Origin of the sequence: Nonomuraea antimicrobica (genome assembly GCF_039536965.1) — a bacterium.
Taxonomy (GTDB): Bacteria; Actinomycetota; Actinomycetes; order Streptosporangiales; family Streptosporangiaceae; genus Nonomuraea; species Nonomuraea antimicrobica.
Window position 1 is genome coordinate 1 of the sequence record NZ_BAAAZP010000103.1, and the last position, 25525, is coordinate 25525.

Here is a 25525-nt window from a genome sequence, read left to right on the forward strand (position 1 = left end):
GCGGGCGCCGGGGGCACCGAGGGCGCGGCGGGCCTCGGCGTCTCGGCGGGCACGGCCGGGCTGACGGCCGTGGTCTCGGTCTCGGGCTCCGGCTCGTAATGCGGCCTGAGCGGCTCGGGTTCCGGCCGGCGGAACCAGTCGGAGCCGACCGAGGAGAAGATCGGCAGGTATTCGTCGCCCTGGTCCTCGATGGGCGAGCTGCGCACCACGGGGAGCGGCCCGGTCATGTCCTGGGAGGAGTAGTTGCCGGGGCCGAACGGGTTGTAGGCGGAGTGGCCGTTCTGCTCGAACTGGTCGGCGGGCTTGGGCTCGTCGGCGAACGGGGAGCGGTAGGAGTCGCCGAACTGCGGCCGCTGCCGCTCCTCGGACTCGAAGAGCGACCTGCGCGGCAGCGGGTCGGCGAACGACGACCAGCTCGGCTCCTCCTGCGGCTGCGGCGGTGGGGGCTCGGTCGCGAAGGACGGCCAGCGCTGCTCGTCGTCCTGCATCGGGGGCGGCTGCTCCGCGAACGACGGCCACCGGTTCTCCGCGAACGGCCGCGGCTCGGCGGCCTGCGGCTGCTCCTCGGCGAAGGAGGGCCAGCGCTGCTCGCCGAACGGCTGCGGCTGCGGCGGGAGCGGCGGCGCCTCCTCGGCGAACGACGGCCAGCGGGGCTCGTCGGCGGCCTGCGGGACCGGCGTGTCGCCGAAGACCGACGGCTGGTCACCGAAGGACGAGGGCTGATCGCCGAACGCGGTCGGCTGCGCCTCCCCGTAGACGGCGGGCTGCTGATCGCCGAACGAGGGCCAGTTCCCGGTTCCCGGCGCGGGCAGCGAGCCCGGCCACTGGGTGTCGACCACCTGCTGCTCGGGGGCGTCGTCGAAGGAGGGGTGGGAGCCGTTGGGCGACTGCAGCCCGAACGTGCTCGGGTCGAACGTGGTGAACGCCTCGTACTGGCCGCCCTGCTGCGGGACGCCCTGGCCGTTGCTGATGAGCATGTCGGGCATCATCACCAGCGCGCTCAGGCCGCCGGTCTCGCGCATGCTGAGCTGGACCCGGACACCGTGGCGCAGAGCCAGGCGGCCGACCACGAACAGTCCCATCCGGCGCGACACCGCCACGTCCACGACGGGCGGGTTGGCCAGGCGCCAGTTGGCCTCGGCCAGCTCGTCCTGGCTCATGCCGATGCCCAGGTCGTTGATCGTCACGAGCACGCCGCCCTCTGCGGGGGTGCTGTTGACGGTGACCTTGCTCTCGCGGGGCGAGAAGGAGATCGCGTTCTCGATCAGCTCGGCGAGCAGGTGGACGGCGTCGGTGACGGCCGGGCCCACGATCAGCGTGCCGGACGGGATCTGGATCTGGACCCGCTCGTAGTTCTCGACCTCCGAGAGCGAGGCGCGGGCGATGTCGACCAGCGGCACCGGGTCGCTCCACTTGCGCGCGGCCTCCTGGCCGGCGAGGACCAGGAGGTTCTCGCTGTTGCGGCGCATGCGGGTGGCCAGGTGGTCGAGGCGGAAGAGGTTCGCGAGCCGCTGCTCGTCCTCCTCGCCCTGCTCCAGGCCCTCGATGAGCTGGAGTTGCCGTTCGACCAGCGTCTGGCTGCGGCGGGAGAGGTTGACGAACATGGAGTTGACGTTGGCCCGCAGCTTGGCCTCGTCGCCGGCCAGCCGGATCGCCTCGCGGTGGACCTCGTCGAACGCCCGCGCCACTTCACCGATCTCGTCACGGGTGTTGACGCCGATCGACGGCACCTCGGGCACCTGCGCTCCGTCGCCCGACTCACGCAGCACGCGGACGGTGTCGGGCAGCCGGGTCGTGGCGACCTGCAGCGCCTCGGCACGCAGCCGGCGCAGCGGGCGCACCAGCGAACCGGCCACGCGGGTGGTGATGATCAGGACCAGGAGCAGCAGGACGAGGATCAGCGCACCCGAGATGATGGCGTTGCGCTGCTCGGAGTCGCTCAGGTCACGCGTGGTGGCCACGATCTTGGCGGCCACGCCGTCCTCGACCTTGCGCATGGCGTTGCCGACGGCCGTGGTGCTCTCGTACCAGTTGCTCAGGTCGCGCAGGGTGGTGACGTCGAGGTCCCTGATCCGGTTGTCGGCGCTCACCTGCGCCAGCGCGCGCTGGCGCATGGCGTCGGCGCGGTCGACCTCCAGGCCCTTGACGCTCTTCTGGTACGCCTCGATGTCCGCCGGATCGGCCTCCAGCTCGAAGGCGGCCAGCTCGGACTGCTGCTTGTTCCAGGAGCCGAGGAAGTCGGACCAGTCGGCGCTGTCGATCTTGCGCTGCTCCAGGGTGATGATGAGGATGATCTGCTGCCGCGAGACCTCCTCCTTGAGCCGCTGGAGCGAGCCGAGCGCGGCCACGTCTCCCTGCAGCGCGTCGTCGTTGACGCCGTCGCCCAGGTCTCCCTGGATGACGGAGAAAGCCTGGATCATCGTGGAGTACGTGCTCACGGCGGCTCGGGCCGGGACGTTGCCGACCATCGACTCGCGCAGGCTGTCGAGGCCGTCGAGCCAGCGGCGCATGTTCCTGACGCCGTCCTGCACGCGGAGCGAGTGCGAGGTGTCGATGGCCGTGGCGGCCGCCAGCGCCTGCTGCTTGGCCTTGTCGGTGGCCTGGCGCTGCGTCTTGAGCTGGACGAGGCGCGTGCCCCTGCGGTTGTCGGCGACGTACCACGCGGTGAGCGTGCGTTCCTCGCCGAGTTCGTGGTTGAGCGCACCGATGCGCTGGACCAGCTCGGCCACCTGGGTGAGCCGGCGGTACTCGGCGCTGGTGCCGATGGCGTCGGCAAGCTGGACGCCGGCGAGCAGCACACCCACGACGGTGGGGATGAGGATCAGCGCGACCAGCCTCGAGCGCACACGCCAGTTCGCCAGCCGGAACCGTCCGCCTGTGTACTCCCCTGACTTCGTGTGTCTGGGGTCTTTCGTCCTCACTGAGTCTCGCAACCTCTCGCCGGTACGTGCTCGAAGAAAATCAGACACGCGTGTGGCGCATGGGATTCTTCCGGCTGGGTAATTGGAACACAACCCATACCAGATCGGCCAACCGAACATATCCCATCACATGCGCCCAAAGAGGCACTTTGGGCAGCATTGCACCATCACGTTTTCAGGCGGGCCGGAACGAATCCCGCTCCGCGGGTGCCGCGTGCTTCACCATCAGGTGCCGCGTCACCGAGTACTCCTGGACCGCCTCCTGGCTCATGTCCTTGCCGAACCCGCTGCCCTTCACCCCGCCGTGCGGAGCTTCGCTGGCGATGGGCAGGTGGTCGTTCACCCAGGTCACACCCACATCGAGCCGGTGCGAGACCCGCAGCGCGCGGGCCACGTCACGCGACCACACCGACGAGGCCAGACCGTATCTAGTGTCGTTGGCCAGTCTGACCGCTTCGTCCTCGCCGTCGAACGGCAACGCGACGAGAACCGGCCCGAAAAGCTCACCCTGCACGATCTCGCTGGTCTGTGCGACGTCGGCGACGAGCGTGGGCGGGTAGAAAAACCCGGAGCCCCCGATCGGGGACCCACCGTGGAGCACCCGGCCCTCCGCCCGCGAGACGAACCCGTGCACCCGGTCCCGGTGCGCGGCCGAGATCAGCGGGCCGATGTCCGTCGCCGGGTCCCAGGGGTCGCCGACGGTGATTTCGGCAAGAGTTGCCCGGATCGCCTCTACGGCTTCGCCGTAGATTTCCCGTGCGACGTAGACGCGGGTGGCCGCCGTGCAGTCCTGCCCGCTGTTGTACGTCGCGCCCATGGCCACGCCACGGGCCATCTCCGCCAGGTCGGCGTCCTCGAACACCAGCGCCGGCGCCTTGCCGCCGAGTTCGAGGTGGACCCGCTTGAGCGTGGCCGCGGCGCCGTTCATGACCGCGCGGCCGGTCTCGGTGGAGCCGGTCACGCTGACCATGTCCACGCCGGGGTCGGTGACCAGGGCCTGGCCCACCTCCGCGTCGCCGGTGACGGCCTGGACCAGGTGGTCGGGCGCGCCCGCCTTGGCGAACAGCTCAGCCAGGCGCAACGTCGTACGGGGCGTCTGCGGGGCCGGCTTGATCACCACGGCGTTGCCCGCGGCCACCGCCGGGCCGACCTTCCAGACCGCCATCACGAACGGGAAGTTCCATGGCGCGATCGACCCCACCACCCCGACGGGGCGGCGCAGCAGGACCGAGGTGTAGCCGGGGCTGAACACCCCGGCCCCCGTGCCCTCCAGCGAGCGGGCGGCTCCGGCGAAGAAGCGCAGGTTGTCCACCGCGAACGGCAGCTCGCCGTCGCGGAACACCGCGGCCGGCTTGCCCGTCTCCTCCACTTCGAGCCTGGTCAGCTCGTCGGCGTCGGCCTCCACGAGGTCGGCCAGCCGCAGCAGCAGCCGGGCGCGGTCGGCGGGCGTGGTCTGGGACCACTCCTCGAACGCCGCCCGCGCGGCTCGTACGGCCGACGCCACGCCCTGCACCGGCGTGTCCGGGATCTCGGCACACGGGAGGCCGGTGGCGGGGTTGATCAGTTCGCGCATCAGGAAGACTTCATCTTTCAGGTCGTGCTACTGGCCGAGCTGCTCGATCAGGTCGGCGGCCTTGCGCAGGCCGTCGCGGCGCCGGATCTCCTCGCCCGCGGCGGCGAGCCCCGCCCGCAGCTCGGCGTCGCCGAGCAGGCGCGAGACCGCCCCCGTGAGTTCTTCGTCGGTGAAGGCGTAGGTCGAAAGCCTGACGCCGTAACCGAGTTCATCGACCCTCTGGGCGTTGTCGTACTGGTCCCAGAAGAGCGGCAGCAGGATCATCGGCTTGCCGAAGTGCAGCGCCTCGGTAGTCGTGTTGTTGCCGCCATGGGTGATGACCAAGTCACACAATGGGATGATCTTAGTCTGCGGAACGAACTCCGCGCCCCACATGTTGTCGGCCAGCTTGATCTCCTCGTGCAGCGGGCCCTTGGAGACGATGTACTGGTGCGGGGTCGTGGCCAGCACGTCGACCACCCGCTGCATCAGCTCCACGTCCGAGGAGCCCAGCGAGCCGAGCGAGAAGTAGATCAGCGAGCCGTCGTTGCGCTCGAAGGGCAGCGTGAAGTCCCCCTCCGTCTCGCGCACCGAGGAGTCGAGGCGGTGCCACGCCGGGCCCAGCGGGCGGGCGTCGACGTAGTCGGCGATCTCCGGGTAGACGTAGAGGTTCAGGTCGCCCTCGTGGATGAAGTCGAGGTCGGGCAGCGGCGCGGTGCCCTGCTCGACGCACCACTCGTTGAAGGCGGTCCACAGCTCGCGGTGGGTGCGGTCGTACTCGGCGCGGAAGGCGTCCCAGTCGGAGCGGTCGGCGGCGGGCAGGCCGGAGAAGACCGGCGGGACGTTCTCGCCGCGCATCTCCAGCGGCTGGCAGGAGACGATGCGGGCGAACTTCTTGCCCGTCGTGAGCAGCGCCGGGAACGTGATCACGTTGTCCTCGACGATGACGTCGGGGTTCACCCGCTCGATGATGGCCTTGAGCTGCGGCTCGCAGTACTTCGCGCCGTCGATCAGCTCGGCCCAGATCGGCTTGGTAACGGTCTCGAGCTGCTCCAGCGTGCTCTTGCGGTACTCGGGCGCGGTCTCGCGGATGAAGTCCTTCCAGAACTGGCCGGCGTCCTGCTCCTCCTCGGCGGGCGGGGCCAGGTCGACCAGGTCCTCCTCGAACCCGAGGGCTTCGAGCTTGCCCTTCCAGGACGCCTCCGCGGCGAAGACGACCCGGTGGCCGCGCTGCCGCAGGATGTCGCCGATACCGATGGAGTTGTTGGTGGGCCCGTAGGCGCTTTCCGGCATGAACAGGAACGTGAGAGACATCGAGCCTCCGGTTGGACTCGTCATTTTGAAGGGGAATTCAAAAACGGATCTAGCGGGAAGGTCAAGTTAAGGGCACTATGGTCACGGCTAACTGAACAGTGGCCAAACGAGTGAAGGTGGTGAGGGTGGCTCAGCGCAAGAGCCGCAGTGATCGGCGCATCGATCTGATCGAGGCCGCACGCAGGGCCATCATCCGCCACGGCATCGACGGTGTACAGCTCTCGCACGTCGCCGAGGAGGCCGGTCTGACCTCCGGCGCCGTGCTCTACCACTATCCCGACCTCAGCGAGTTGCTCGTCGAGGCGCAGCACGCGGGCATGGAACGCTTCTACGAGCAGCGGCTGCGCCAGCTCGCCGCGCTCACCGACCCCGTGGAGAAACTCGTGGTCACGATCAGGTCGGGGCTGCCCACCGGGCCGCTCGATCCCGACGTGCGCCTGCTCAACGAGCTGGGTGGGGCGGCGGGCCGCAACCGGGTCTACGGCGTGCTGCTCACCTCGCTCTACGACCGCCAGGTGTCGATGTACCAGGCGATCCTGGACACCGGGGCCGCGCTGCGGGTGTTCAGGCTGAGCGCCGACTCGCTGACGATCGCGCGCAACCTGGTGGCGCTGGAGGACGCCTACGGCTACCGCATCACGGCCCGCCACCCGGTGATCGGCCCGGCCGAGGCGGCCGAGCTGATCCTCTCGTACGCGCGTGCCGTCACGGGCAACGACCTCGCTCACTGATCGGCCGCCATGATCACCGCGTCTTCCTGCTCCCAGCGGACCTTGACCTTGGCGCCCGCCCGTACCGAGCTGGCGCCCTGCACGGCGGCCAGGACGGGCTTGTCGTGGCCGGGGACGTCCACTGACAGGTGCGACACGCCGCCGTAGAAGCTGACGTCCAGGACGCTGCCCGGCAGACCCCTGGCGGCGTCCTCGTCGGCCAGCTCGATCTTCTCGGGCCGCACGGCCAGCAGCGCCTGCGCGCCGGTCGGCAGCTCCGCCAGCGGCGTGCCCGCCAGCAGGCCGAACCGCTCGCTCTTGATGCCGTCCAGGCCGCTGGAGGAGCCGGGGAAGAGGTTGTTGGCGCCGACGAAGTCGGCCACGAACGGGGAGCGCGGGCGCTCGTACAGGGCGATCGGCTCGTCTACCTGGCGTACGTTGCCGCGCTCGAAGACCGCGATGCGGTCGGCCAGCGACATGGCCTCCTCCTGGTCGTGGGTGACGACCACGAAGGTGATGCCCACCTCGTGCTGCAGCCGCTTGAGTTCGAGCTGCATGTCGGCGCGGACCTTCTTGTCCAGGGCCGAGAGCGGCTCGTCGAGCAGCAGCAGCCGGGGCCGCTTGACGATCGAGCGGGCCAGCGCCACCCGCTGCCGCTGGCCGCCGGAGAGCTGGGCGGGCTTGCGGGAGCCGTGCGCCGACAGCCCGACCGTCTCCAGCACCTCGCCGACGCGCCGCCTGACCTCGTCGCGGGGCAGGCGCTCGCGCTCCAGCCCGTAGGCCACGTTCTTGGCCACGGTCATGTGCGGGAACAGCGCGTACGACTGGAACATGAGGCTGATCGGCCGCCGGTTCGGCGGCTGCGCGAGCAGGTCGGCGCCGTCAAGCGTGACCGTTCCCGCGTCGGGTGTCTCGAATCCGGCGACGATGCGCAGCAGCGTGGTCTTGCCACAGCCGGAGGGGCCCAGCAGCGCGAAGAACTCGCCCTGGCCGATCTCCAGCGACACGCCGTCGAGCGCCGTGACCTCCCCGAACCTGCGCGAGACCCCGTCAATCCTGAGCACGCGACTCCCCGATCTTGGTCAGGCGCTGCCCGGCGATCACGGCCGTGAAGCTCACGATGAGCAGGACCGCGGCCAGCGCGTTGATCTTCGGGGTGACCCCGAAACGGATCATTGAGTAGATGACGATCGGCAGCGTCGGCTCGCCGTTGCCGATCGTGAAGAACGCGATCACGAACTCGTCCAGCGACAGCGTGAACGCCAGCAGCGCGCCGGCCACGATGCCCGGCATGAGCTGCGGCAGCGTGATCCTCATGAACGTCGTCACCGGCCCGGCGCCCAGGTCCCTGGACGCCTCCTCCAGCGAGGTGTCGGCCCCGGTCAGCCGGGTACGCACCACGGCCGCCACGAACGCCATCGCGAACACGCCGTGGGCCAGCACCACCGAGTACAGCCCCAGCGTGAGCTGGATCATGCCGTAGAACACCAGCAGCCCGATGGCCAGCACGAGGTCCGGCAGCACCGCGGGCATCAGCGAGATCGCGTCGAGCGCCTTCGACCTGGTGTGCCTGGCCAGCCCGACGGCCAGCAGGGTGCCCAGCACGGTGGCGATCACGGTGGACCCGGTGGCCACGATCAGCGTGCTGACCACGCCGTTGACGACCCGCTCGTCCCCGGCCAGCTCGCCGTACCACTTGAGGCTGAAGCCCTCGTAGGTGTAGGCCGAGTCGCCGGAGTTGAACGACATCACGACGAGCACGGCGATCGGCAGGTACAGGAAGACGTACGTGGCCCAGAAGGGGACGTAGAGGAGCTTCGACCTACGCACGGCGGGCCACCCACGCCTGCGCGATCAGCAGCACGATCAGCACCGCGATGACGGCCAGCGCCAGCGTCGAGCCGAACGGCCAGTCGCGCGCCGACAGGAACTGCTGCCTGATCAGGTTGCCCACCATGTTCGACTTGCCGCCGCCGAGGATCTCGGGGATGACGAAGTTGCCGAAGCTCGGCACGAACACGAACAGGCTCCCGGTCAGCACCCCCGGCACCGTGAGCGGCAGCGTGACCTTCCTGAACGTGGTGAACCCCGAGGCGCCCAGGTTGGCCGAGGCCTCCCTGAGCTGCGGGTCGAGCTTCTCGATCGTGGCGTACAGCGGCAGCACCATGAGCGGCAGGTACGAGTACACCAGCCCCGCCACGATCGCGCCCTCGTTGTAGAGCAGGTCCAGCGGCCCGAGCCCGAACACCTTCAGCCCGCTGTTGACCAGCCCGGGGCCGCTCAGCAGGATGATCCACGCGTAGACGCGGATGATGAAGTTCGTCCAGAACGGCAGCACGACCGCGACCAGCGCGATCGTCTTCCACTTACGCGGGAGCTGGGCGATCAGGTACGCCGTCGGATAGCCGGCCAGCAGCGCGATGAGCGTGGTGATGGCCGCGATCTTCATCGAGTCGGCGACCACGCCCAGGTAGAGCGGGTCGACCAGACGGGCGAAGTTCTCCGAGGTGAACTCGTAGACCACCCCGCCGAAGCGCCCGCGCTGGAACACGGTGTAGCTCATCATCAGCGCGAGCGGCACCAGCATCAGCACCAGCAGGTACGTCAGCCCCGGCGTCAGGAACACGAAGGCGCCCAGCCGACGCCCCCGCGAACGGGACGCCGGCCGGGCCTTGGACTCTGACTTCACTACTTCGACTTCACTACGACTACTGCGCCTTGATGTCTTCCGAGAGACGGGTGTACTTCGTCGACGCCTGACCGAGGTCGATGATCGACTCACCGTCGAGCAGTTCGGCGGGCGTGATGCCGAGCAGCGAGCCCTTCGGGACCTGCACCTGCTCCATGGCCGGCTTGTTGGGGACCTTGTAGTTGATGTTCTCGGCCGCCCAGCTGTGGATCTCGGGGTCGAGGATGTAGTTGATCAAGGCGTGCGCGGCCTCCTTGTTCTTGGAGGACTTCATGATCACCATGGTGTCCACCCAGAGGTCGCTGCCCTCCTTCGGCACCTCGAAGGCGATGTTGCCCTTCGGGTCGGTGGTCGGGCACCAGCCGTCCCACGCCTCGACCATGATGGCCTCGCCGCTCTTCAGCCGGTCGCCGAACGTCGTGTCGTCGTAGGTGAGCAGGTGGGGCTGCTGGGCCATGAGCAGCTCGCGGACCTTCTCGATCTCCTCGTCCTTGTCGGTGTTGACCGAGTAGCCGAGCGCCTTGATCGCGGGCAGGGCCAGCCAGCGCTCGGTGGTCATCATCGTGACCTTCTTCTCGGCCCAGGCGGGGGGCTTGAGGAGATCGTTCCAACTGGTCGGCTTGGCCTTCACCAGGTCGGTGCGGTAGCAGATGCCGGTGGTGCCCCAGGTGTAGGGCACGGAGTACTTGTTGCCCTTGTCGTAGGAGAGCTGCGTGGCCTCCGGGTAGAGGTTGGCCAGGTTGGGGATCAGCTCGGGGTGGATCGGCTCCAGGAGGCCCTGGGCGTTGAGCGCCTGGGCGTACTGGCCGGAGACGAAGGCCACGTCGATCCCGCTGTCACCCGAGGCGGTCAGCTTGGCCATCGCCTCCTCGTTGGTGCCGTGCAGCTTGACGTCCAGCCCCTGGACCTTCAGCGTCTCCTTGACCTTCTCGGGGAGCTCCTTGGGCGTGTAACCGTCCCACACCGTGATCCGGAGAGTCTGCTTCGACAGGTCCGCATTGGGCTTGAGCTGGTCGGCCGCCGCCGCGCCGGCTGAGGTTGACGACGACTCACCGCCGCACGCCGTGACAGCCAGCGCGAGTCCGGCCGCCACCGCGGCGGCCGGGAGACGACGGGTGAACCGGGTACGGGGCACGGCCGCTACTCCTTCTGAAATTTGTCATGTAAGAGGGGTCGCGCGACCTTACCGGACACAGCGGACCAGAGCAGGAGTGTTGCAGCAGAAATCAACATGAGCAAGACTTTTCATAACATTGCTACCAGGAAGTTTGGTCCACCTGTTGAATTGGGATTCAATAAGCCATCGCATGATCTCTCTGGGTGAGAGGCCACTCACCGCCCGAGATCGCGGGCTCACCGCCGCTCTGCTGCGGCTGTTGGAGGGGGAGGTGCCGCCGCCCTTCGCCGTCCGGCGATTCCTGCCGCTGCCCACCCTCTCGTACGGCCCTGGAGATCTCCACACTGGGGCCCCAGGTGAGCGAGATTTCGGCGACCACGTGGACCAGACGAACTACTCGGTGATCGTCGGCGAGCGGGTGGTCGTGAAGTGGCTGACACCCCCCGTTCCGCTGCCGCACCCCGCCCCGGAGATCCTCGCCCACCTCGTTGAGGCGGGCTTCAACGACACCGCGCCTCCTTACGCGGCGCTGACCGGCGTGCTGGACGGCCGGGAGCACCTGCTCGCCTTGGTGACGGGGTATCTGCCTGAGGCCACGGACGGCTGGGAGTGGTGCGTGGACGAGGCCGTGGCCGGTCGCACCGCCTTCGCCTCCGAGCTGGGCCGCCTCGCCGCCGAGTTGCACCTGGCCCTGTCCACCCTCTCCCCCGATCGAAAGACAGGCTCCCCCGATCGAAAGACAGGCTCCCCCGATCGAAAGACAGGCTCCCCCGATCGAAGGACAGGCTCCCCCGGTCGGAAGACAGGCTCCCCCGATCGGGCGACGGGCCAGGCGACGAGCGCGGCCGCCAGGGCGCGGCAGGCGCTCGCCGAGGCGATCGAGCTGACCGGCGGGGAGGACGGCGCGTGGCTGGCGACCAGGACCGAGGCCATGCGGCGGGAGCTGGCCCCGCTCGACGCGCCCGTCACCACGCCCGCCATCCGGATCCACGGCGACCTCCACGTGGGCCAGTTCCTGCGGTGGCGCGACGGGTACGCGGTCATCGACTTCGACGGCAATCCCACGGTGGCCGACGCCGACCCGTACCAGCCGCCCGCCAGGGACGTGGCCCAGCTCACCACGAGCCTGGAGCACGTGGCCCAGGTCGCGGTCAGGCGCCGCGACACCGCGCCCGATCAGGCCACCGGATGGGCGCGGCGGGCCCGCGCCCGTCTGCTGGCCGCCTACCGGGTGCACCTGTCCGCCGGGCACGGCGGGCATCTGCTGGACGAGAGCCTGATCCGCCCGTTCGAGGTGGAGCAGGAGTGCCGTGAGCTGATCTACGCCGCCCGCCACCTCCCCCGCTGGCGCTACGCCCCCATGGGTGTGCTGCGCACCTGGTACCCCGAGGAGAACATCTCGTGAATTCCGAGCACTACCTGTCCGATCTGGAGTCCAAGCCGGAGGCGCTGGCGAGGCTGGCCGCGGCGCTCAGGGCGTCCGACCCGTTCGATGGGCTTCCCGAGGACGTCGAGCGGGTGCTGTTTCTGGGCATGGGCAGCTCCCGCTACGCGGCCGGGGTGGCGGCGCTGCGGCTGCGCGCGGCCGGGGTGAACGCCCACGCCGAGTACGCCTCCGCCGCCGCGAGTCTCCCGCCCGCCCCCGGCACGCTGGTGGTGCCGATCTCGGCCACCGGCTCCAGCCGCGAGACGCTCGACGCCGTCGAACGGTACGCGGGCGGCCCCGCCTTCCTGGCGGCCCTGACCAACCGGCCGGGCTCCCCGCTGGCCGAGGCCGCCGACCTGGTGGTCGACCTGCGGGCGGGCGAGGAGCAGGGCGGCGTGGCCTGCCGTACGTTCCAGCACACCCTGGCGCTGCTCCTGGCCCTGGAGCAACGGCTCACGGGCCGCGGCCGCGACCTCCCCGAGCTGGTCGAACGCGCCGCGCAGGCCACGGCGGACCTGCTGGAGCGCAGGGACGAATGGGTCCCCCTGGCCATGGAGCTGCTGGACGGCCCGCACGGCGTCTACACGATCGCCCCCGCCGAGCGCCTGTCGTCGGCCGAGCAGTCGGCGCTGATGTTCCGCGAGGGCCCGCGCCGACCGGCCGACGCCTGCGAGAGCGGCGACTGGTCGCACGTGGACGTCTACCTCACCAAGACGCTCGACTACCGCGCCCTGCTCTTCCCCGGCTCCCGCTACGACGAGCAGGCCATGGACTGGGTACGCCGCCGCGAGTCCACGGTGGTCACCGTGGGCCCCGAGGTGAAGGACGCCACCGCCGCGATCCGGTACACGCACGACGACGACCCGGACGTGGCCCTGCTCACCGAGACGCTCGTGGCCGAACTGGTGACCGCCTACTGGTGGGCGGAGCAGTGAGGGGCTCGCGAGACTGAGCGGCTCGCGGGACCTCAACGCGACCGCACGGTCAGCGCGTGCTCGACCAGCGTGATCAGGGTGTGCTTGACCGCCTCCCGCGCACGCGCGTCCGTGCGGACGATCGGCACGTGCGCCGACAGCGTCAGCGCCTCCCGCACCTCGCTCTCGACGTGCGGGAACGCGCCGTCCCAGCCGTTGAGCCCGATCACGAACGGGATGCCGGACTCCTCGAAGTAGTCGACGGCGGGGAAGCTGTCGGCCAGCCGCCGCGAGTCGACCAGCACCACGGCGCCGATGGCCCCGCGTACCAGGTCGTCCCACATGAACCAGAACCGGTATTGCCCCGGCGTGCCGAACAGGTAGAGGATCAGGTCCTGGTCCAGCGAGAGCCGGCCGAAGTCCATCGCCACGGTGGTGGTCGTCTTGGCCGGCGTGTGCCCGAGGTCGTCGATGCCCTGCGAGGCGTCCGTCATGAGCGCCTCGGTGGTGAGCGGCGTGATCTCCGACACCGCGCCCACGAACGTGGTCTTCCCCACGCCGAACCCGCCCGCCACGACTATCTTCGTGGCGGTGAGCCGGCTAGAGCCTGCGGAGTCCACTCAGCACCCTTTCGAGCAGGCCCCGGTCGGGCAGACCCGCCTCGAGCTGCGGCTGGTACACCCTGACCAGCCCGTCCGCCTCCATGTCGGCGATCAGCACCCTCGCCACCCCGAGCGGGACGCCGAGCAGCGCCGAGATCTCCGCCACGGACCGCACCTGCCGGCACAACTCGCTGATCGCGCGGTACTCGCGCGTGTACGTCGTGCCGAGCTGCGCCGAGGTGGCCGAGGACACCAGCGCCTCCATGGCCAGCTCCGTGCGCGGAGTGGTCCTGCCGCCGGTGACGGCATACATCCGGACGAGCGAACTGCGCTCGGGCTCCGGCTCACCGTTGTGCCACGATGCCAAGGTTCACTCCCTTCACCACGGGCGCGAGGCGGACAGCTCCGCCCGTACGGCAGGTGTGAGCACCTGTCCCGCGCGTTCGACCAGGATCGTCATCTGATAGGCGACCAGGCCCATGTCACAGTCGGGCGTCGCCAGCACCGCCAGGCAGGACCCGTCGCTGATCGACATCACCAGCAGCAGGCCCCGTTCCATCTCCACCAGTGTCTGGGTGACCCCGCCGCCCTCGAACACGCGCGCGGACCCCTGCGTGAGGCTCACCAACCCGGCCGCGATGGCGGCGAGCTGGTCGGCCCGGTCTTTGGGAAAGCCCCTGGAGAAGGCCATGGGCAGTCCGTCGGCGGAGACCACCACCGCGTGCGCCACGCCCGGGACCTCGTCGACGAAGCCGCTGACCAGCCAGTTGACGTCTCTGGCGGCCTGGCTCAGCTCCTTCATGAGTCCTCCTCGAGCTCAGCGCGTCCTTTGCGTACGCCCTGCTGGTAGCTGGCCAGCCGGCTGCGCAACCGGTCGGGGGACACCGGAGGAGCGGGAACGGGCGGCGGCTGGGGGTTCGCGGTGCCCGGTACCAGATTCGCTCTCGGCGTCCGCTTCGGCAAGCCGGAGTTCGTGGTGCCGTTGCCGGCGGGCTGAGCGCTCGCCCCGGCGGCCTGCCAGCCCTGGTCGGCCGGGGACGACCAGTGGCCCTCCCGCTGCTCGTCACGGTGGTCGGCCGTGGGGGCGGACTTGCTGAACCAACTACTCTCCTCGACGGAGGCGAAGATCGGCAGGAACTCGTCATTGGCGGGCGCCGCCGGGGTCGGGAACGAGGTCGGCGCGGCCAGGCCGGAGAACGAGGGCCGGGGCGCGACCACGTCGGGCGGGGGCGGCTGCTCGACCGAGCGGCTCTGCGTGGCGCTGAACCACGACGACGGCTCGGCCGCGGGAGCGGCGGTGTCGAGCCGTGGGTCCAGCCGTGGGTCCAGCCGTGGGTCCAGCCGGGGATCGTGCCGGTCGAGCCCGGCGTCGAAGCCACCGCCGAGCCCACCGCCGAGCCCACTGTCGAACCTGTTGTCGAACCCGCTCTCGAACCCGCTGTCGAACGTCGAGTCCACCCTGGCGTCGAAGCCGGTGTCGAACCCCGCCTCGAAGCTCGCGTCGAACGACGGGTGACCCGCCGGCGGCCCGGTCAGCGGCCCGGTCGCCGGGGACGCTGCCTGCTGGACGCCGTTCTGCCTGGGCACCTGGACCCGCTGCCCCGCCCCGGGCACCGGGCCGGGCACGCCGGTGAGCAGCGTGGGCGGGACGAGCACCATGGCCGTCAGCCCGCCGATGTCCTGCCGCCTGAGCTGCACCCGGATGTGGTGCCGCAGCGCCAGGCGGCCGACCACGAACAGGCCCATCCGCCGCGACACCGACACGTCCACGACGGGCGGGTTGGCCAGCCGCCAGTTGGCCTCGGTCAGCTCCTCCTGGCTCATGCCGATGCCGTGATCGGTGACCGACAGCATCAGGCTCCCGCCGTCGATCCGGCTGCTGGAGATGATGACCTTGGTGTCCTTCGAGGAGAACGACACCGCGTTCTCGACCAGCTCGGCGAGCAGGTGCACGCAGTCGGTGACCGCCTGCCCGGCGATGGCGACGTCCGACTGCACCTGGATGCTGACCCGGTCGTAGCTCTCGACCTCGCCGAGCGCCGCCCGCACGATGTCCATCAGCTCGATCGGCTCGCTCCACTTGCGGGCCGCCTCCTGCCCGGCGAGGACGAGGAGGTTCTCGCTGTTGCGCCGCATGCGGGTGGCCAGGTGGTCGAGCTTGAACAGGTCGCCGAGCCGGGTGTCGTCGCGCTCGCCGCGCTCCAGCTTCTCGATCAGCGTGAGCTGCCGCTCGACCAGCGTCTGACTGCGCCGCGACAGGTTGACGAACATCGCGTTGACGTTGGAGCGCAGCTTGGCCTCGTCGCCGGCCAGCCGTACGGCCTCGCGGTGCACCTCGTCGAACGCCCGGGCGACCTCGCCCACCTCGTCCTTGGTGAAGATGCCGATGGGCGGCACCTCGGCGGTGGCCGCGCCGTCGCGCGACTCCCTCAGGTGCTGCACGAACTCGGGCAGCCGCTTGCCTGCGATCTCCAGGGCCTCGCCGCGCAGGCGGCGCAGCGGACGGACGAGCGACCTCGCGACGCCGGTGGTGATCAGCAGCACGGCCACGAGCAGCGCGAGCACGGCGCCCGCGGTCACGAACGCCTGCGTCCGCTCCGCGCCGCTCAGCTCCTGGCTGCGGGCCACGATGTCCTGGGCCTGGCGCTCCTCGATCTTGCGCATGGAGTCGACGACCACGTTCGCCGCGTCGAACCACTCCTTGGCGTCGTCCTTCTTGGCCTGGTCGAGGCCGTGCAGCGGCAGCCCGCTGGTGGCCCTGATCAGCACCAGCTCGCGCAGGAACAGCATTCGGTCGGCGGAGCGGCCGTTGACGGTCTCGTCGAAGACGCGCCGTTCCTCGGCGGTGGCCTCGGCGGCGAAGCCCTTGCGCTCGTTGGCCTCCCTGGACTGCTCGCCGAGGAACCGCTCGAGCTGGTCGGCGTCGAACGCCCCCTCGACCAGCACGATGGTGACCAGCGCCTGCTGGTAGGAGACGCTCTCCTTGGCGCGGGCGAGCCCGTCGAGCAGGCTCGTCTGGCGGAACAGCTCGTCGTCCACGCTGCCCTTGACCAGCTCGTTGTGGACCGAGAGCAGGTCGTTGACGACCGTGGTGTAGAGCTCGACGGCTGGGCCGGGCAACAGGTTGGCGTCCAGCGCCTGCTTGCGCAGGGAGGTCAGGTCGTCGAGGCGGTTGAGCAGGTGTTCCAACTGGTCCGCGGTACGCCCGGTCGACTCGCTCATCAGTTGCCTGGCGATGCCGCGTACCTGCCGGGCCGCCAGGTCCACCTGGTCCATCTGGGCCTGCACCTCGGACAGCCCGTTCACCGGCCGGTCGCGTGCGATGTACCACGCGGTCCTGGCCCGCTCGGCGGAGACCAGGTGGGTGAGCCCGCCCAGTTCGGCCGAGAGCTGGGCGAACTGGTTGGTCCGCGCGTAGTCCGCCGCCGCCGCCGTCGAGGAGAGCACCTGGACGCCGCCGAGCAGCACGGCGGCGGCGGTCGGCACCAGGATCAGGGCGACGAGCCGCGCCCGGACCCGCCAGTTGCGCAGCCGCCAGCCACTCTCGCCGGTCTGCTTGACGCCCACCGCTGTACTCACCAAACGCACCTCGCCCGATTCGGCGTATATGAGGACCCCTGTGCCCTGGGGGAAATCAGCAAGTGTCGGTAATTGGAACACATCCCACGGCTCGTGGCCAAGCGAACATAACGCGACAAAAGAGAGTACATGTGACTCCTGAGGATAGAACCTGGTGCTCCATCCTGGAACCACTCGCGACACGAAATAAACCTCTAACAGAATAAATGTCCGCCAATGGGCGTTTAGTGCGTTCCAATCGCGTAACACGCCCGGCGCACCGCGGTCTCCGGCGGGTCACGCCGTTGAGAATCTCGCCATTCACGCCATATGTTGAGCGACGTCAAAAAGCGAGGAGGCGAGTGTGGGAGATTCTCCCGACAGCGCGGCCATCACCGTTGCGGGCCTTTGGAAGATCTTCGGATCCACCGCGCAACGAGTGCTGAACAGCGATGACAGGCACCTTGACCCCGCCGCGCTGAGGGAGAAGACCGGCTGCACCGCCGCCGTCAGAGACGTGAGCTTCGAGGTGCGCCCCGGCGAGGTCTTCGTCGTCATGGGCCTGTCGGGCAGCGGGAAGTCCACGCTCGCCCGCTGCCTGACCCGGCTCGTCGAGCCGAGCGCGGGCGAGATCAGGATCGGCGGCGAGGACATCCGCGCCGCCACCCCCGCCCGGCTGCGCGAGATCCGCCGCCACCAGGTCAGCATGGTCTTCCAGCACTTCGGCCTGCTGCCGCACCGCCGGGTGATCGACAACGTGGCCTACGGGCTGGAGATCCAGGGCACCGCCAAGGCGGCCAGGCACGCGCGCGCCGCCGAGATCCTCTCGCTCGTCGGCCTCGACGGCCACGCCGACGCCTACCCCGACCAGCTCTCCGGCGGCATGCAGCAGCGCGTCGGGCTGGCCAGGGCGCTGGCCGTGGAGCCGCGGGTGATGGTGTTCGACGAGCCGTTCAGCGCGCTCGACCCGCTGATCCGGCGCGACATGCAGGCCGAGGTGATCCGCCTGCACCGGGAGGTCGGCAAGACCATGGTGTTCATCACCCACGACCTGTCGGAGGCGCTCAAGCTGGGCGAGCGCATCGCGATCATGCGGGCCGGCTCGATCGTGCAGATCGGCACGGCCGAGGAGCTGGTGGGCGCGCCGGCCGACGACTACGTGGCCGACTTCGTCCGCGACGTACCGCGGAGCCACGTGCTGACCCTGCGCTGGATCTGCCGCGACCCCGAGCCCGGCGAGTCGCTGACCGGCCCCACGTTACCGGTCGGCACGGTGATCAAGGACGCCCTGGCCGTGGCCTCCGAGTCGTCCCAGCCGATCCGGGTCGTGGACGGCGACGACCTGGTCGGCGTGGTGGACCGGGTGGACCTGCTGGGCTTCCTGTCGGGTCAGGACACCGTCGCGAAGCCGGGCCAGGACTCCGCCGCCGAGCCGGGCCGGAACACGTCCCCGAAGGTCGCCACATGAGCACGACGGCCGTCACCACGCCCTCCGGGCTCCGGTTGCCGAGGTGGGCGGCCCCGGTGGGGGCGGCGGCGCTGTTCGTGGCGGCGTACCTGGTCTTCCAGGGCACGGGGACGCTGCCGCACGACAAGGAGGCGCCGCAGTTCCTGGCGGTCACCGAGTTCCGCGAGTGGATCGACGACCACCGCAACGACAACCCCCTCTTCCTGTACTTCCTCAACTACGTCCGGCTCTTCGTGGCCTGGCTCTACGACCTGTTCCTGGCCGGCCTGCACGCGCTCGGCTGGCCCGGCATCACGGGTGTGATGGGCGCGCTGGCCTGGCTCGCGGGCGGCTGGCGGGTGGGGCTGCTGGCCCTGGGGGGCGTGAGCGCGTTCGGCGTGCTCGGGCTGTGGGAGTCGAGCGTGGAGACGCTGGCCCTGGTCGCGGTGGCGGTGCTGCTGTCGCTGGCGATCGGGATCCCGGTGGGCGTGTGGGCCGGGCTCTCCGTACGCGTGCGGCGGGCGATCACCCCGGCGCTGGACGTCATGCAGATCATGCCGACGTTCGCCTACCTCGCGCCGCTGGCGCTGTTCTTCCACATCGGGGCGCCGGCCGGGGCCATCGCCACGATGATCTATTCGATCCCGCCCGCCATCCGCATCACCGCGCTGGCCGTGTCGCAGGTCTCCCCCACGGCGGTCGAGGCGTCCGCCTCTCTGGGCGCCACGCGCTGGCAGACGCTGGTCAAGGTGCACCTGCCGCTGGCCAGGTCCACGATGGCGCTGGCGATCAACCAGACGATCATGATGGCACTGTCCATGGTCGTCATCGCGAGCCTGATCTCGGCCCCCGGGCTGGGCGGCGAGATCATCCGCGGCCTGTCGCGGGCGCAGGTCGGCATCATGCTCCCGGCCGGCGTCGCCGTCGTGATCATGGCGGTGGTGCTCGACCGGATGATGATGGCCGTGGCCCACCGCGAGCCGCACGCGAAGACCGGCCGCACGAACCTGCTCGCGGCCCTCGCGCTGGCCGTCGCCGGTCTGGCGCTCATCCCCGTGCTGCCGAAGCTCTGGCCGGAGAATCTCACGCTCAACCTGGTCGCCGAGGTCAACGACGCTGTCGGCTGGGCCGAGACCAACTGGTACGCGGTCACCACGTTCATCAAGGACGCGACCTCCCACGCCCTGCTCAACCCCCTGGAGTCGCTGCTCACCTCGGCCCCCTGGTGGCTGGTCGCCCTCGCGGTGCTGACCGTCGCCTGGCGGGTCAGCGGCCCGCGACCGGCGCTGGTCGCGCTGGGCTGCCTGCTGGCGATCGCGCTGCTCGGCGTGTGGGAGCACACCATGCAGACGATGACCACGGTCGCCGTCGCGGTGCTGGTCACGCTGATGATCGGCCTGCTGCTCGGCGTGGCCGCGGCCCGTTCGCCGCGTTACTCGGCCGTTCAGCGGCCCCTGCTGGACGCCGCGCAGACCATGCCCGCGTTCGTGTACCTGCTTCCGGCGCTGGCGCTGTTCGGGACGACCCGGTTCACCGCGATCTTCGCCTCGGTCATCTACGCCGTGCCGCCCGTGGTGCGCCTGGTCGAGGACGGCATCAGGGCCGTGCCCGGCACGGTCGTCGAGGCCGCGGTCTCGGCCGGGTCCACCCCGGGACAGCTCCTGTGGAAGGTGCAGCTCCCCATGGCCAGGCGGGCCATCCTGCTCGCGGCCAACCAGGGCATCGTCATGACGCTGGCCATGGTGGTGGTCGGCGGCCTGGTCGGGGCGGGGGCTCTCGGCTACGACGTGGTCACCGGATTCTCCCAGCGGACCGACTTCGGCATGGGCTTCGTGGCGGGCATCGCGACCGTGCTGCTCGGAGTCATGCTCGACCGCATCACGCAGGGCGCCGACAGGCGTCCGTCCCCCCGAAAGAGGAAGTTCACATGAAGATTCGCCTGCTCGCAGGCATATTCGCCTTGGGACTGGCCGCCGCGGGCTGCGGCGGGGCCACCGTGGCGACCTCGCCGAGCTCCACCGCCCCGGCCGCCGGGAGTGGCACCGCCTCCGCGTCCGCAGGGACCGTGAAGATCGCGATCAACCCCTGGGTGGGGTACGAGGCCAGCGCGAACGTCGTGGCGTACCTGCTGAAGAACGAGCTGGGCTACCAGGTCGAGCTGCCCGAGATCAAGGAGCAGCTCGCCTGGGAGGGCTTCGGCACCGGCGACGTCGACGTCATCATCGAGAACTGGGGTCACCCCGACCTGAAGAAGCAGTTCATCGAGGAGAAGAAGGTCGCGCAGGAGGCGGGCTCCACCGGCAACAAGGGCGTCATCGGCTGGTACATCCCCAAGTGGATGGTCGACGAGCACCCTGACATCACCGACTACAAGAACCTCAACAAGTACGCGAGCCTGTTCAAGACCTCCGAGTCGGGCGACCAGGGCCAGCTCCTGTTCGGCGACCCCTCGTACGTCAGCAACGAGGAAGCCCTGATCAAGAACCTCAAGCTCGACTACAAGGTCGTGGTCGGCGGCAGCGAGGCGGCCCTGATCAAGAGCGCCCAGCAGGCGCAGGAGCAGAAGAAGGCGCTGCTGTTCTACTTCTGGGACCCGCACTGGCTGTTCAGCAAGACCGACCTGGTCCGAGTCAACCTGCCCGCCTACACCGAGGGCTGCGACGCCGACCCCAAGAAGGTCGCCTGCGACTACCCGGAGATGGACCTCGACAAGATCGTCAGCACGAAGTTCGCGCAGACCGGCGGGAAGGCGTACGAGCTGGTCAAGAACTTCACCTGGACCAACGAGGACCAGAACGCCGTGGCCGACGACATGACCAACAACGGCATGACCGGCGAGGACGCCGCCAAGAAGTGGATCGAGGCCAACACCGCCAAGTGGCAGGCGTGGATCCCCAAGTGACCCCTCTCGACCGCGGCCCCGCCCCTGGGGCCCGCGGTCCCGGAGACCTCTCATGATCCGAACGAAGACGCTCGCAGGGCCGCTCGTCGTGGCCCTGCTCCTGGCCGCCTGCTCCAGCGGGGAGCCCGAGACCACCGCCACGGCCAAGGGCACCGTGAACATCGACATCCACGGCTGGGCCGGGTACGAGGCCCAGGCCGCCGTGCTGGCGTACCTGCTGGAGCACGAGCTGGGCTACAAGGTGAACAAGCGGCCCATGAAAGAGGACGAGTCCTGGAAGGACTTCGAGTCCGGCAAGGTCGATGTGATCGTGGAAAGCTGGGGTCACAACGACTGGAAGAAGGAGTACATCGAGGAGAAGAAGGTCGCGCTGTCGGCGGGCCTCACGGGCAACAAGGGGGTCATCGGCTGGTACGTGCCGGAGTGGATGGCCAAAAAGTACCCCGACATTACGGACTACCGAAACCTCAATAAGTACGCCCGACTCTTCCGGACCGAAAAAACCGGAAATGCCGGACAAGTCCTAGATGGCGACCCGACGTTCGTGACGAACGACGAGGCCATCGTCAAGAATCTCGGGCTCAATTACCAGGTCGTCTACTCGGGCAGCGAGGCGGCGCTGATCAAGGCGGCCCAGGCCGCGACGAAGAATCGGACACCGCTGCTCATGTATTTCTACGAACCGCAATGGCTCTTCGCCAAGATCAAACTCGTCAAGGTGGCGCTGCCGGCCTACGCCGTGGGCTGCGACGACGAACCGGCCAAGGTCGCCTGCGACTACCCGCCGTACCTGCTGGACAAGATCGTCAGCAAGCGGTTCGCGGAGACGGGCGGGCCGGCGTACGAGCTGGTGCGCAACTTCAACTGGACCAACGACGACCAGAACACCGTGGCCAGCGACATGATCAACGAGAAGCTGAGCGCCGAGGAGGCCGCCAGGCGGTGGGTCGAGGAGAACAAGATCGTGTGGAAGGACTGGATCCCCCGTTGAGGTTCGACTTCGTCATCGTGGGCGGCGGCTCGGCCGGGTGCGCCCTGGCCAACCGGCTGAGCGCCGACCCCTCGACCTCGGTGCTGGTGCTGGAGGCGGGCCGGGCCGACCACCTGTGGGACGTGTTCATCCACATGCCGGCGGCGCTGATGTTCCCGATCGGCAACCGCCACTACGACTGGAAGTACGAGTCGGAGCCAGAGCCGCACATGAACGGGCGGCGCGTCTACCACGCCCGCGGCAAGGTGCTGGGCGGTTCGAGCAGCATCAACGGCATGATCTTCCAGCGCGGCAACCCGCTCGACTACGAGCGCTGGGCCGGCGATCCCGGCATGGGGCACTGGGACTACGCGCACTGCCTGCCGTACTTCAAGAAGATGGAGAACTGCCTGGCAGAGCCCGGCACCGACTTCCGCGGCGGCGAGGGCCCGCTGACGCTGGAGCGCGGCCCCGCGCGCGGGCCGCTGTTCGAGGCGTTCTTCGAGGCGGTGCGGCAGGCCGGGCACCCCCTGACCGACGACGTGAACGGCTACCGCCAGGAGGGCTTCGCCGCCTTCGACCGCAACATCCACCGTGGTCGCCGCCTCAGCGCCGCCCGCGCCTACCTCCACCCCGTACGCCGCCGTCCCAACCTCCACGTACGCACCCGCGCCCTGGTCGAGAAGGTGCTCTTCGACGGCACCCGGGCCGTGGGCGTGCTGTGCGGCGGGGAGCGCATCGAGGCGTCGGAGGTCATCCTGTGCGGCGGCGCGATCAACACCCCCCAACTGCTGCAACTGTCCGGCGTGGGCCCGCGGGCCCTGCTGGAGCCGCTGGGCGTCGACGTCGTGCACGACCTGCCGGGGGTGGGCGAGAACCTCCAGGACCACCTGGAGGTCTACGTCCAGCACGCCTGCCTGCAGCCGGTCTCGCAGCAGCCGTCACTGGCCCTGTGGCGGCGGCCGTTCATCGGCGCGGACTGGCTGTTCCTGCGGCGCGGCCCCGGGGCCACGAACCACTTCGAGGCGGGCGGGTTCATCCGGTCGAACGACGACGTGGCGTACCCGAACCTGATGTTCCACTTCCTGCCGATCGCGGTCCGCTACGACGGCTCGGCCCCGGCGGGCGGGCACGGCTACCAGGTGCACATCGGGCCGATGTACTCCGACGCCCGCGGCTCCGTCCGCATCACCTCGGCCGACCCGCGCCGCAAGCCCGCCCTGCGCTTCAACTACCTGTCCACCGAGCAGGACCGCAGGGAGTGGGTGGAGGCGATCCGGCACGCCAGGGAGATCCTCTCCCAGCCCGCGTGGGCGGATTTGGACGCGGGCGAGATCTCCCCCGGCCCCGGGGTGCGGACCGACGAGGAGATCCTCGCCTGGGTCGCCAGGGACGGCGAGACGGCGCTGCACCCGTCGTGCACCTGCAAGATGGGCACCGACGAGCTGGCCGTCGTGGACCCCGGCACCATGCGCGTGCACGGCCTGGACGGGCTGCGCGTGGTGGACGCCTCGGCCATGCCGTACGTCACGAACGGCAACATCTACGCCCCGGTCATGATGCTCGCCGAGAAGTCCGCGGACCTCATCCTGGGCAACACCCCGCTCCCGCCGGAGCCGGTGGAGTTCTATCGCCATACGAGGTGACCCTCAGCGGTCGAGGCGCTGGTAGCGGCGGACCGAGAGGACGAAGAACACCACCGTGATCACCAGCGGCCACGCCACGGCCATCGGCACCGCGTGCTGGGCCACCCACGAGTCGCCGCCCCACCCCGGGTTCCCGAACAGCTCCCTGGCCGCCGCCACCGTGGACGACAGCGGGTTCCACTCGGAGATCGCCCCCAGCCAGCCGGGCATGGTCTCCGGGGCGACGAAGGCGTTCGACAGGAACCCGATCGGGAACTCCAGCATCTGCACCGCCACCACCCCACCGGGGTCCCTGGTGAGCAGCCCCAGGTACATGCCCATCCACAACAGCGAGAAGCGCAGGAGCAGCAGCAGGCCCACGGCCGCGAGCGCGCCCCCGGCCGTGGCCGGACGCCAGCCGACCGCCAGCCCGCAGACCAGCAGCCCGGCCAGCACGAGGACCGAGTGGAGCAGGTCCGCGACGGCCCGCCCGATCAGGACGGCCGACGGAGCCATGGGCATGGAGCGGAAGCGGTCGGTGACGCCCTTCGAGGCGTCGGTGGTGACGGCGATCATGGTGGCGGTCAGGCCGAAGAGCATCGTCATGCCGTACATGCCGGGCATCAGGAAGGCGAAGTAGTCGGCTCCCTGGGGCACCTCCACCGCGCCGCCGAACAGGTAGCCGAAGGCCAGCGTGATGACCACGGGGAAGACCACCCCGAACACCACGGTCGCGGGCTGGTTGGCCCAGTGGATCAGGTCCCGGCGGGCGATCGTCCAGCCGTCCGCCAGGGCCCACCGCAGTGAGATCTCGCTCATTCGTCGCCTCCTCCGGCGTTGGTGAGGTGCAGGAAGACCTCGTCGAGAGTGGGGCGGCGGACGGCGACGTCCTCGGCCTCGATGCCGGCCGCCGACAGGGCCGCGAGCACGTCCGTGAGCGCCCGCACGCGCTCGTTCACCGGCGCGCTCACGTGCCGGGTGTCCCTGTCCAGGTCGGCCGGGCCGGACGCGACCCGCCCGAGGATCGCGGCGGCCTCCGCCAGCCGGTCGTGATCGTGGATCACCACGTCGAGCCGGTCGCCGCCGAGCTTGGACTTGAGCGCGTCGGGCGTGCCCTCGGCCACCACCCGGCCCGCGTCGATGACCGAGATCCGGTCGGCGAGCTGGTCGGCCTCCTCCAGGTATTGCGTGGTCAGCAGCACCGTGGTGCCGCCGGAGACCAGGTCGCGCACCGACCGCCAGATCTCGGCCCGGCTGCGCGGGTCGAGGCCGGTCGTCGGCTCGTCGAGGAACAGCACGGGCGGCGCCAGGATCATCCCGGCCGCCAGGTCGAGGCGGCGGCGCATGCCTCCCGACAGTTCCTTGGCCGGGCCGGTGTGCTCCAGCCCGAAGCGCTCCAGCAGCTCGGCCGCCCGCGCGCGGGCCGCGGCGGCGCCGAGGTGGTGGAGGCGGCCGAACATCTCCAGGTTCTGCCGCCCGGTCAGCAGCTCGTCGACCGCGGCGTGCTGGCCGACCAGACCGAGGTGGCGGCGTACCTGGCGGGGTTGGGTCGTCACGTCGAAGCCGGCCACCTGCGCGCGCCCGCCCGAGGGGCGCAGGAGCGTGGTGAGGATGCGCACGGTCGTGCTCTTCCCCGCGCCGTTCGGGCCGAGCAGGCCGTAGACCGTGCCCTCGCGCACGTCCAGATCGATGCCGTCCAGCGCCGTCTTCTCGCCGTACGTCTTGCGCAGGCCCTGTGCCGATACCGCTGACATACCACCTCCCAATGAATCGTACGC

The 25525-nt window shown here is 69.8% G+C and carries 21 protein-coding genes; 8 read left to right on the forward strand and 13 right to left on the reverse strand.

Features of this window, described 5'->3' with window-relative positions; all coding sequences use genetic code 11:
• From ABD844_RS29605 to ABD844_RS29615, 3 genes are all read right to left on the reverse strand, one after another.
• The coding region (locus ABD844_RS29605) for a sensor histidine kinase (RefSeq protein WP_344885270.1) at window positions 1-2846 on the reverse strand (2846 nt) is incomplete at its 3' end.
• Window positions 2847-3096: 250 nt separating this feature from the next.
• Complete coding sequence (locus ABD844_RS29610) at window positions 3097-4494, reverse strand: aminobutyraldehyde dehydrogenase (protein ID WP_344885274.1); 1398 nt, start codon at window positions 4492-4494, stop codon at window positions 3097-3099.
• A 27-nt stretch (window positions 4495-4521) separates the two neighbouring features.
• On the reverse strand, window positions 4522-5787 hold the full coding sequence (locus ABD844_RS29615; RefSeq protein WP_344885278.1) for a glycosyltransferase: 1266 nt from the start codon (window positions 5785-5787) through the stop codon (window positions 4522-4524).
• A 125-nt stretch (window positions 5788-5912) separates the two neighbouring features.
• Between ABD844_RS29615 and ABD844_RS29620 the strand changes: the two genes are divergently transcribed.
• Window positions 5913-6518: a TetR/AcrR family transcriptional regulator gene (locus ABD844_RS29620; RefSeq protein WP_344885281.1), complete on the forward strand. Its 606-nt coding sequence runs from the start codon at window positions 5913-5915 to the stop codon at window positions 6516-6518.
• On the opposite strand, the gene ABD844_RS29625 is transcribed toward ABD844_RS29620, so the two are convergent.
• The 4 genes from ABD844_RS29625 to ABD844_RS29640 are packed head-to-tail and all read right to left on the reverse strand — an operon-like array spanning window position 6512 to window position 10321.
• Entirely contained in the window at window positions 6512-7561 is a 1050-nt protein-coding gene (locus ABD844_RS29625; protein ID WP_344885284.1) for an ABC transporter ATP-binding protein, read from the reverse strand. The two genes, ABD844_RS29620 and ABD844_RS29625, sit on opposite strands and share 7 nt — an antisense overlap.
• On the reverse strand, window positions 7548-8327 hold the full coding sequence (locus tag ABD844_RS29630) for an ABC transporter permease (protein WP_344885287.1): 780 nt from the start codon (window positions 8325-8327) through the stop codon (window positions 7548-7550). Before ABD844_RS29630 ends, ABD844_RS29625 begins: the two co-directional genes overlap by 14 nt.
• Window positions 8320-9186: an ABC transporter permease gene (locus ABD844_RS29635; RefSeq protein WP_344885290.1), complete on the reverse strand. Its 867-nt coding sequence runs from the start codon at window positions 9184-9186 to the stop codon at window positions 8320-8322. The genes ABD844_RS29630 and ABD844_RS29635 overlap by 8 nt, the downstream gene beginning before the upstream one ends.
• A gap of 19 nt (window positions 9187-9205) precedes the next feature.
• Window positions 9206-10321 carry a polyamine ABC transporter substrate-binding protein gene (locus tag ABD844_RS29640; RefSeq protein ID WP_344885293.1) on the reverse strand — a complete coding sequence of 372 codons (1116 nt, stop codon included), beginning with the start codon at window positions 10319-10321 and terminating at the stop codon, window positions 9206-9208.
• 172 nt (window positions 10322-10493) lie between these two features.
• Here ABD844_RS29640 and ABD844_RS29645 point away from each other — a divergent pair, with 172 nt between their 5' ends.
• Window positions 10494-11708: a hypothetical protein gene (locus tag ABD844_RS29645; RefSeq protein WP_344885296.1), complete on the forward strand. Its 1215-nt coding sequence runs from the start codon at window positions 10494-10496 to the stop codon at window positions 11706-11708.
• Window positions 11705-12664, forward strand: coding sequence for an SIS domain-containing protein (locus ABD844_RS29650; protein WP_344885299.1), 960 nt, complete (start codon window positions 11705-11707; stop codon window positions 12662-12664). Before ABD844_RS29645 ends, ABD844_RS29650 begins: the two co-directional genes overlap by 4 nt.
• 32 nt (window positions 12665-12696) lie before the next feature.
• Here the strand turns inward: ABD844_RS29650 and ABD844_RS29655 are convergent, their stop codons facing one another.
• From ABD844_RS29655 to ABD844_RS29670, 4 genes are all read right to left on the reverse strand, one after another.
• A complete protein-coding gene (locus ABD844_RS29655; protein ID WP_344885302.1) occupies window positions 12697-13263 on the reverse strand; it encodes a GTP-binding protein in 567 nt (188 codons plus the stop codon).
• A complete protein-coding gene (locus ABD844_RS29660; RefSeq protein ID WP_344885601.1) occupies window positions 13244-13558 on the reverse strand; it encodes a DUF742 domain-containing protein in 315 nt (104 codons plus the stop codon). Before ABD844_RS29660 ends, ABD844_RS29655 begins: the two co-directional genes overlap by 20 nt.
• 66 nt (window positions 13559-13624) lie before the next feature.
• A complete protein-coding gene (locus tag ABD844_RS29665) occupies window positions 13625-14047 on the reverse strand; it encodes a roadblock/LC7 domain-containing protein (protein WP_344885305.1) in 423 nt (140 codons plus the stop codon).
• Window positions 14044-16824 carry a sensor histidine kinase gene (locus ABD844_RS29670; RefSeq protein WP_344885308.1) on the reverse strand — a complete coding sequence of 927 codons (2781 nt, stop codon included), beginning with the start codon at window positions 16822-16824 and terminating at the stop codon, window positions 14044-14046. The genes ABD844_RS29665 and ABD844_RS29670 overlap by 4 nt, the downstream gene beginning before the upstream one ends.
• A gap of 343 nt (window positions 16825-17167) precedes the next feature.
• Here ABD844_RS29670 and ABD844_RS29675 point away from each other — a divergent pair, with 343 nt between their 5' ends.
• The 5 genes from ABD844_RS29675 to betA are packed head-to-tail and all read left to right on the forward strand — an operon-like array spanning window position 17168 to window position 23768.
• A complete protein-coding gene (locus ABD844_RS29675) occupies window positions 17168-18271 on the forward strand; it encodes a quaternary amine ABC transporter ATP-binding protein (protein WP_344885311.1) in 1104 nt (367 codons plus the stop codon).
• Window positions 18268-20181, forward strand: a complete 1914-nt coding sequence (locus ABD844_RS29680; protein WP_344885314.1) for an ABC transporter permease — start codon at window positions 18268-18270, stop codon at window positions 20179-20181. The genes ABD844_RS29675 and ABD844_RS29680 overlap by 4 nt, the downstream gene beginning before the upstream one ends.
• On the forward strand, window positions 20178-21152 hold the full coding sequence (locus ABD844_RS29685; protein WP_344885317.1) for an ABC transporter substrate-binding protein: 975 nt from the start codon (window positions 20178-20180) through the stop codon (window positions 21150-21152). Before ABD844_RS29680 ends, ABD844_RS29685 begins: the two co-directional genes overlap by 4 nt.
• Before the next feature lie 52 nt (window positions 21153-21204).
• On the forward strand, window positions 21205-22143 hold the full coding sequence (locus tag ABD844_RS29690; RefSeq protein ID WP_344885320.1) for an ABC transporter substrate-binding protein: 939 nt from the start codon (window positions 21205-21207) through the stop codon (window positions 22141-22143).
• Window positions 22119-23768, forward strand: a complete 1650-nt coding sequence (betA, locus tag ABD844_RS29695; RefSeq protein ID WP_344885323.1) for a choline dehydrogenase — start codon at window positions 22119-22121, stop codon at window positions 23766-23768. The genes ABD844_RS29690 and betA overlap by 25 nt, the downstream gene beginning before the upstream one ends.
• Before the next feature lie 3 nt (window positions 23769-23771).
• Here betA and ABD844_RS29700 read toward each other — a convergent pair whose 3' ends face one another.
• Together ABD844_RS29700 and ABD844_RS29705 are read right to left on the reverse strand one after the other, a co-directional pair.
• Window positions 23772-24566, reverse strand: a complete 795-nt coding sequence (locus tag ABD844_RS29700; RefSeq protein ID WP_344885327.1) for an ABC transporter permease — start codon at window positions 24564-24566, stop codon at window positions 23772-23774.
• Window positions 24563-25501, reverse strand: coding sequence for an ATP-binding cassette domain-containing protein (locus ABD844_RS29705; protein WP_344885330.1), 939 nt, complete (start codon window positions 25499-25501; stop codon window positions 24563-24565). Before ABD844_RS29705 ends, ABD844_RS29700 begins: the two co-directional genes overlap by 4 nt.
• Between the last annotated feature and the right edge of the window lie 24 nt (window positions 25502-25525).

Coding starts and splice junctions, on each gene's coding strand:
- ABD844_RS29665 (WP_344885305.1), bottom strand. CDS start 14,047: ATGAAGGAGCTGAGCCAGGCCGCCAGAGACGTCAACTGGCTGGTCAGC.
- ABD844_RS29685 (WP_344885317.1), top strand. CDS start 20,178: ATGAAGATTCGCCTGCTCGCAGGCATATTCGCCTTGGGACTGGCCGCC.
- ABD844_RS29645 (WP_344885296.1), top strand. CDS start 10,494: ATGATCTCTCTGGGTGAGAGGCCACTCACCGCCCGAGATCGCGGGCTC.
- ABD844_RS29700 (WP_344885327.1), bottom strand. CDS start 24,566: ATGAGCGAGATCTCACTGCGGTGGGCCCTGGCGGACGGCTGGACGATC.
- ABD844_RS29690 (WP_344885320.1), top strand. CDS start 21,205: ATGATCCGAACGAAGACGCTCGCAGGGCCGCTCGTCGTGGCCCTGCTC.
- ABD844_RS29615 (WP_344885278.1), bottom strand. CDS start 5,787: ATGTCTCTCACGTTCCTGTTCATGCCGGAAAGCGCCTACGGGCCCACC.
- ABD844_RS29680 (WP_344885314.1), top strand. CDS start 18,268: ATGAGCACGACGGCCGTCACCACGCCCTCCGGGCTCCGGTTGCCGAGG.
- ABD844_RS29705 (WP_344885330.1), bottom strand. CDS start 25,501: ATGTCAGCGGTATCGGCACAGGGCCTGCGCAAGACGTACGGCGAGAAG.
- ABD844_RS29660 (WP_344885601.1), bottom strand. CDS start 13,558: ATGTATGCCGTCACCGGCGGCAGGACCACTCCGCGCACGGAGCTGGCC.
- ABD844_RS29610 (WP_344885274.1), bottom strand. CDS start 4,494: ATGCGCGAACTGATCAACCCCGCCACCGGCCTCCCGTGTGCCGAGATC.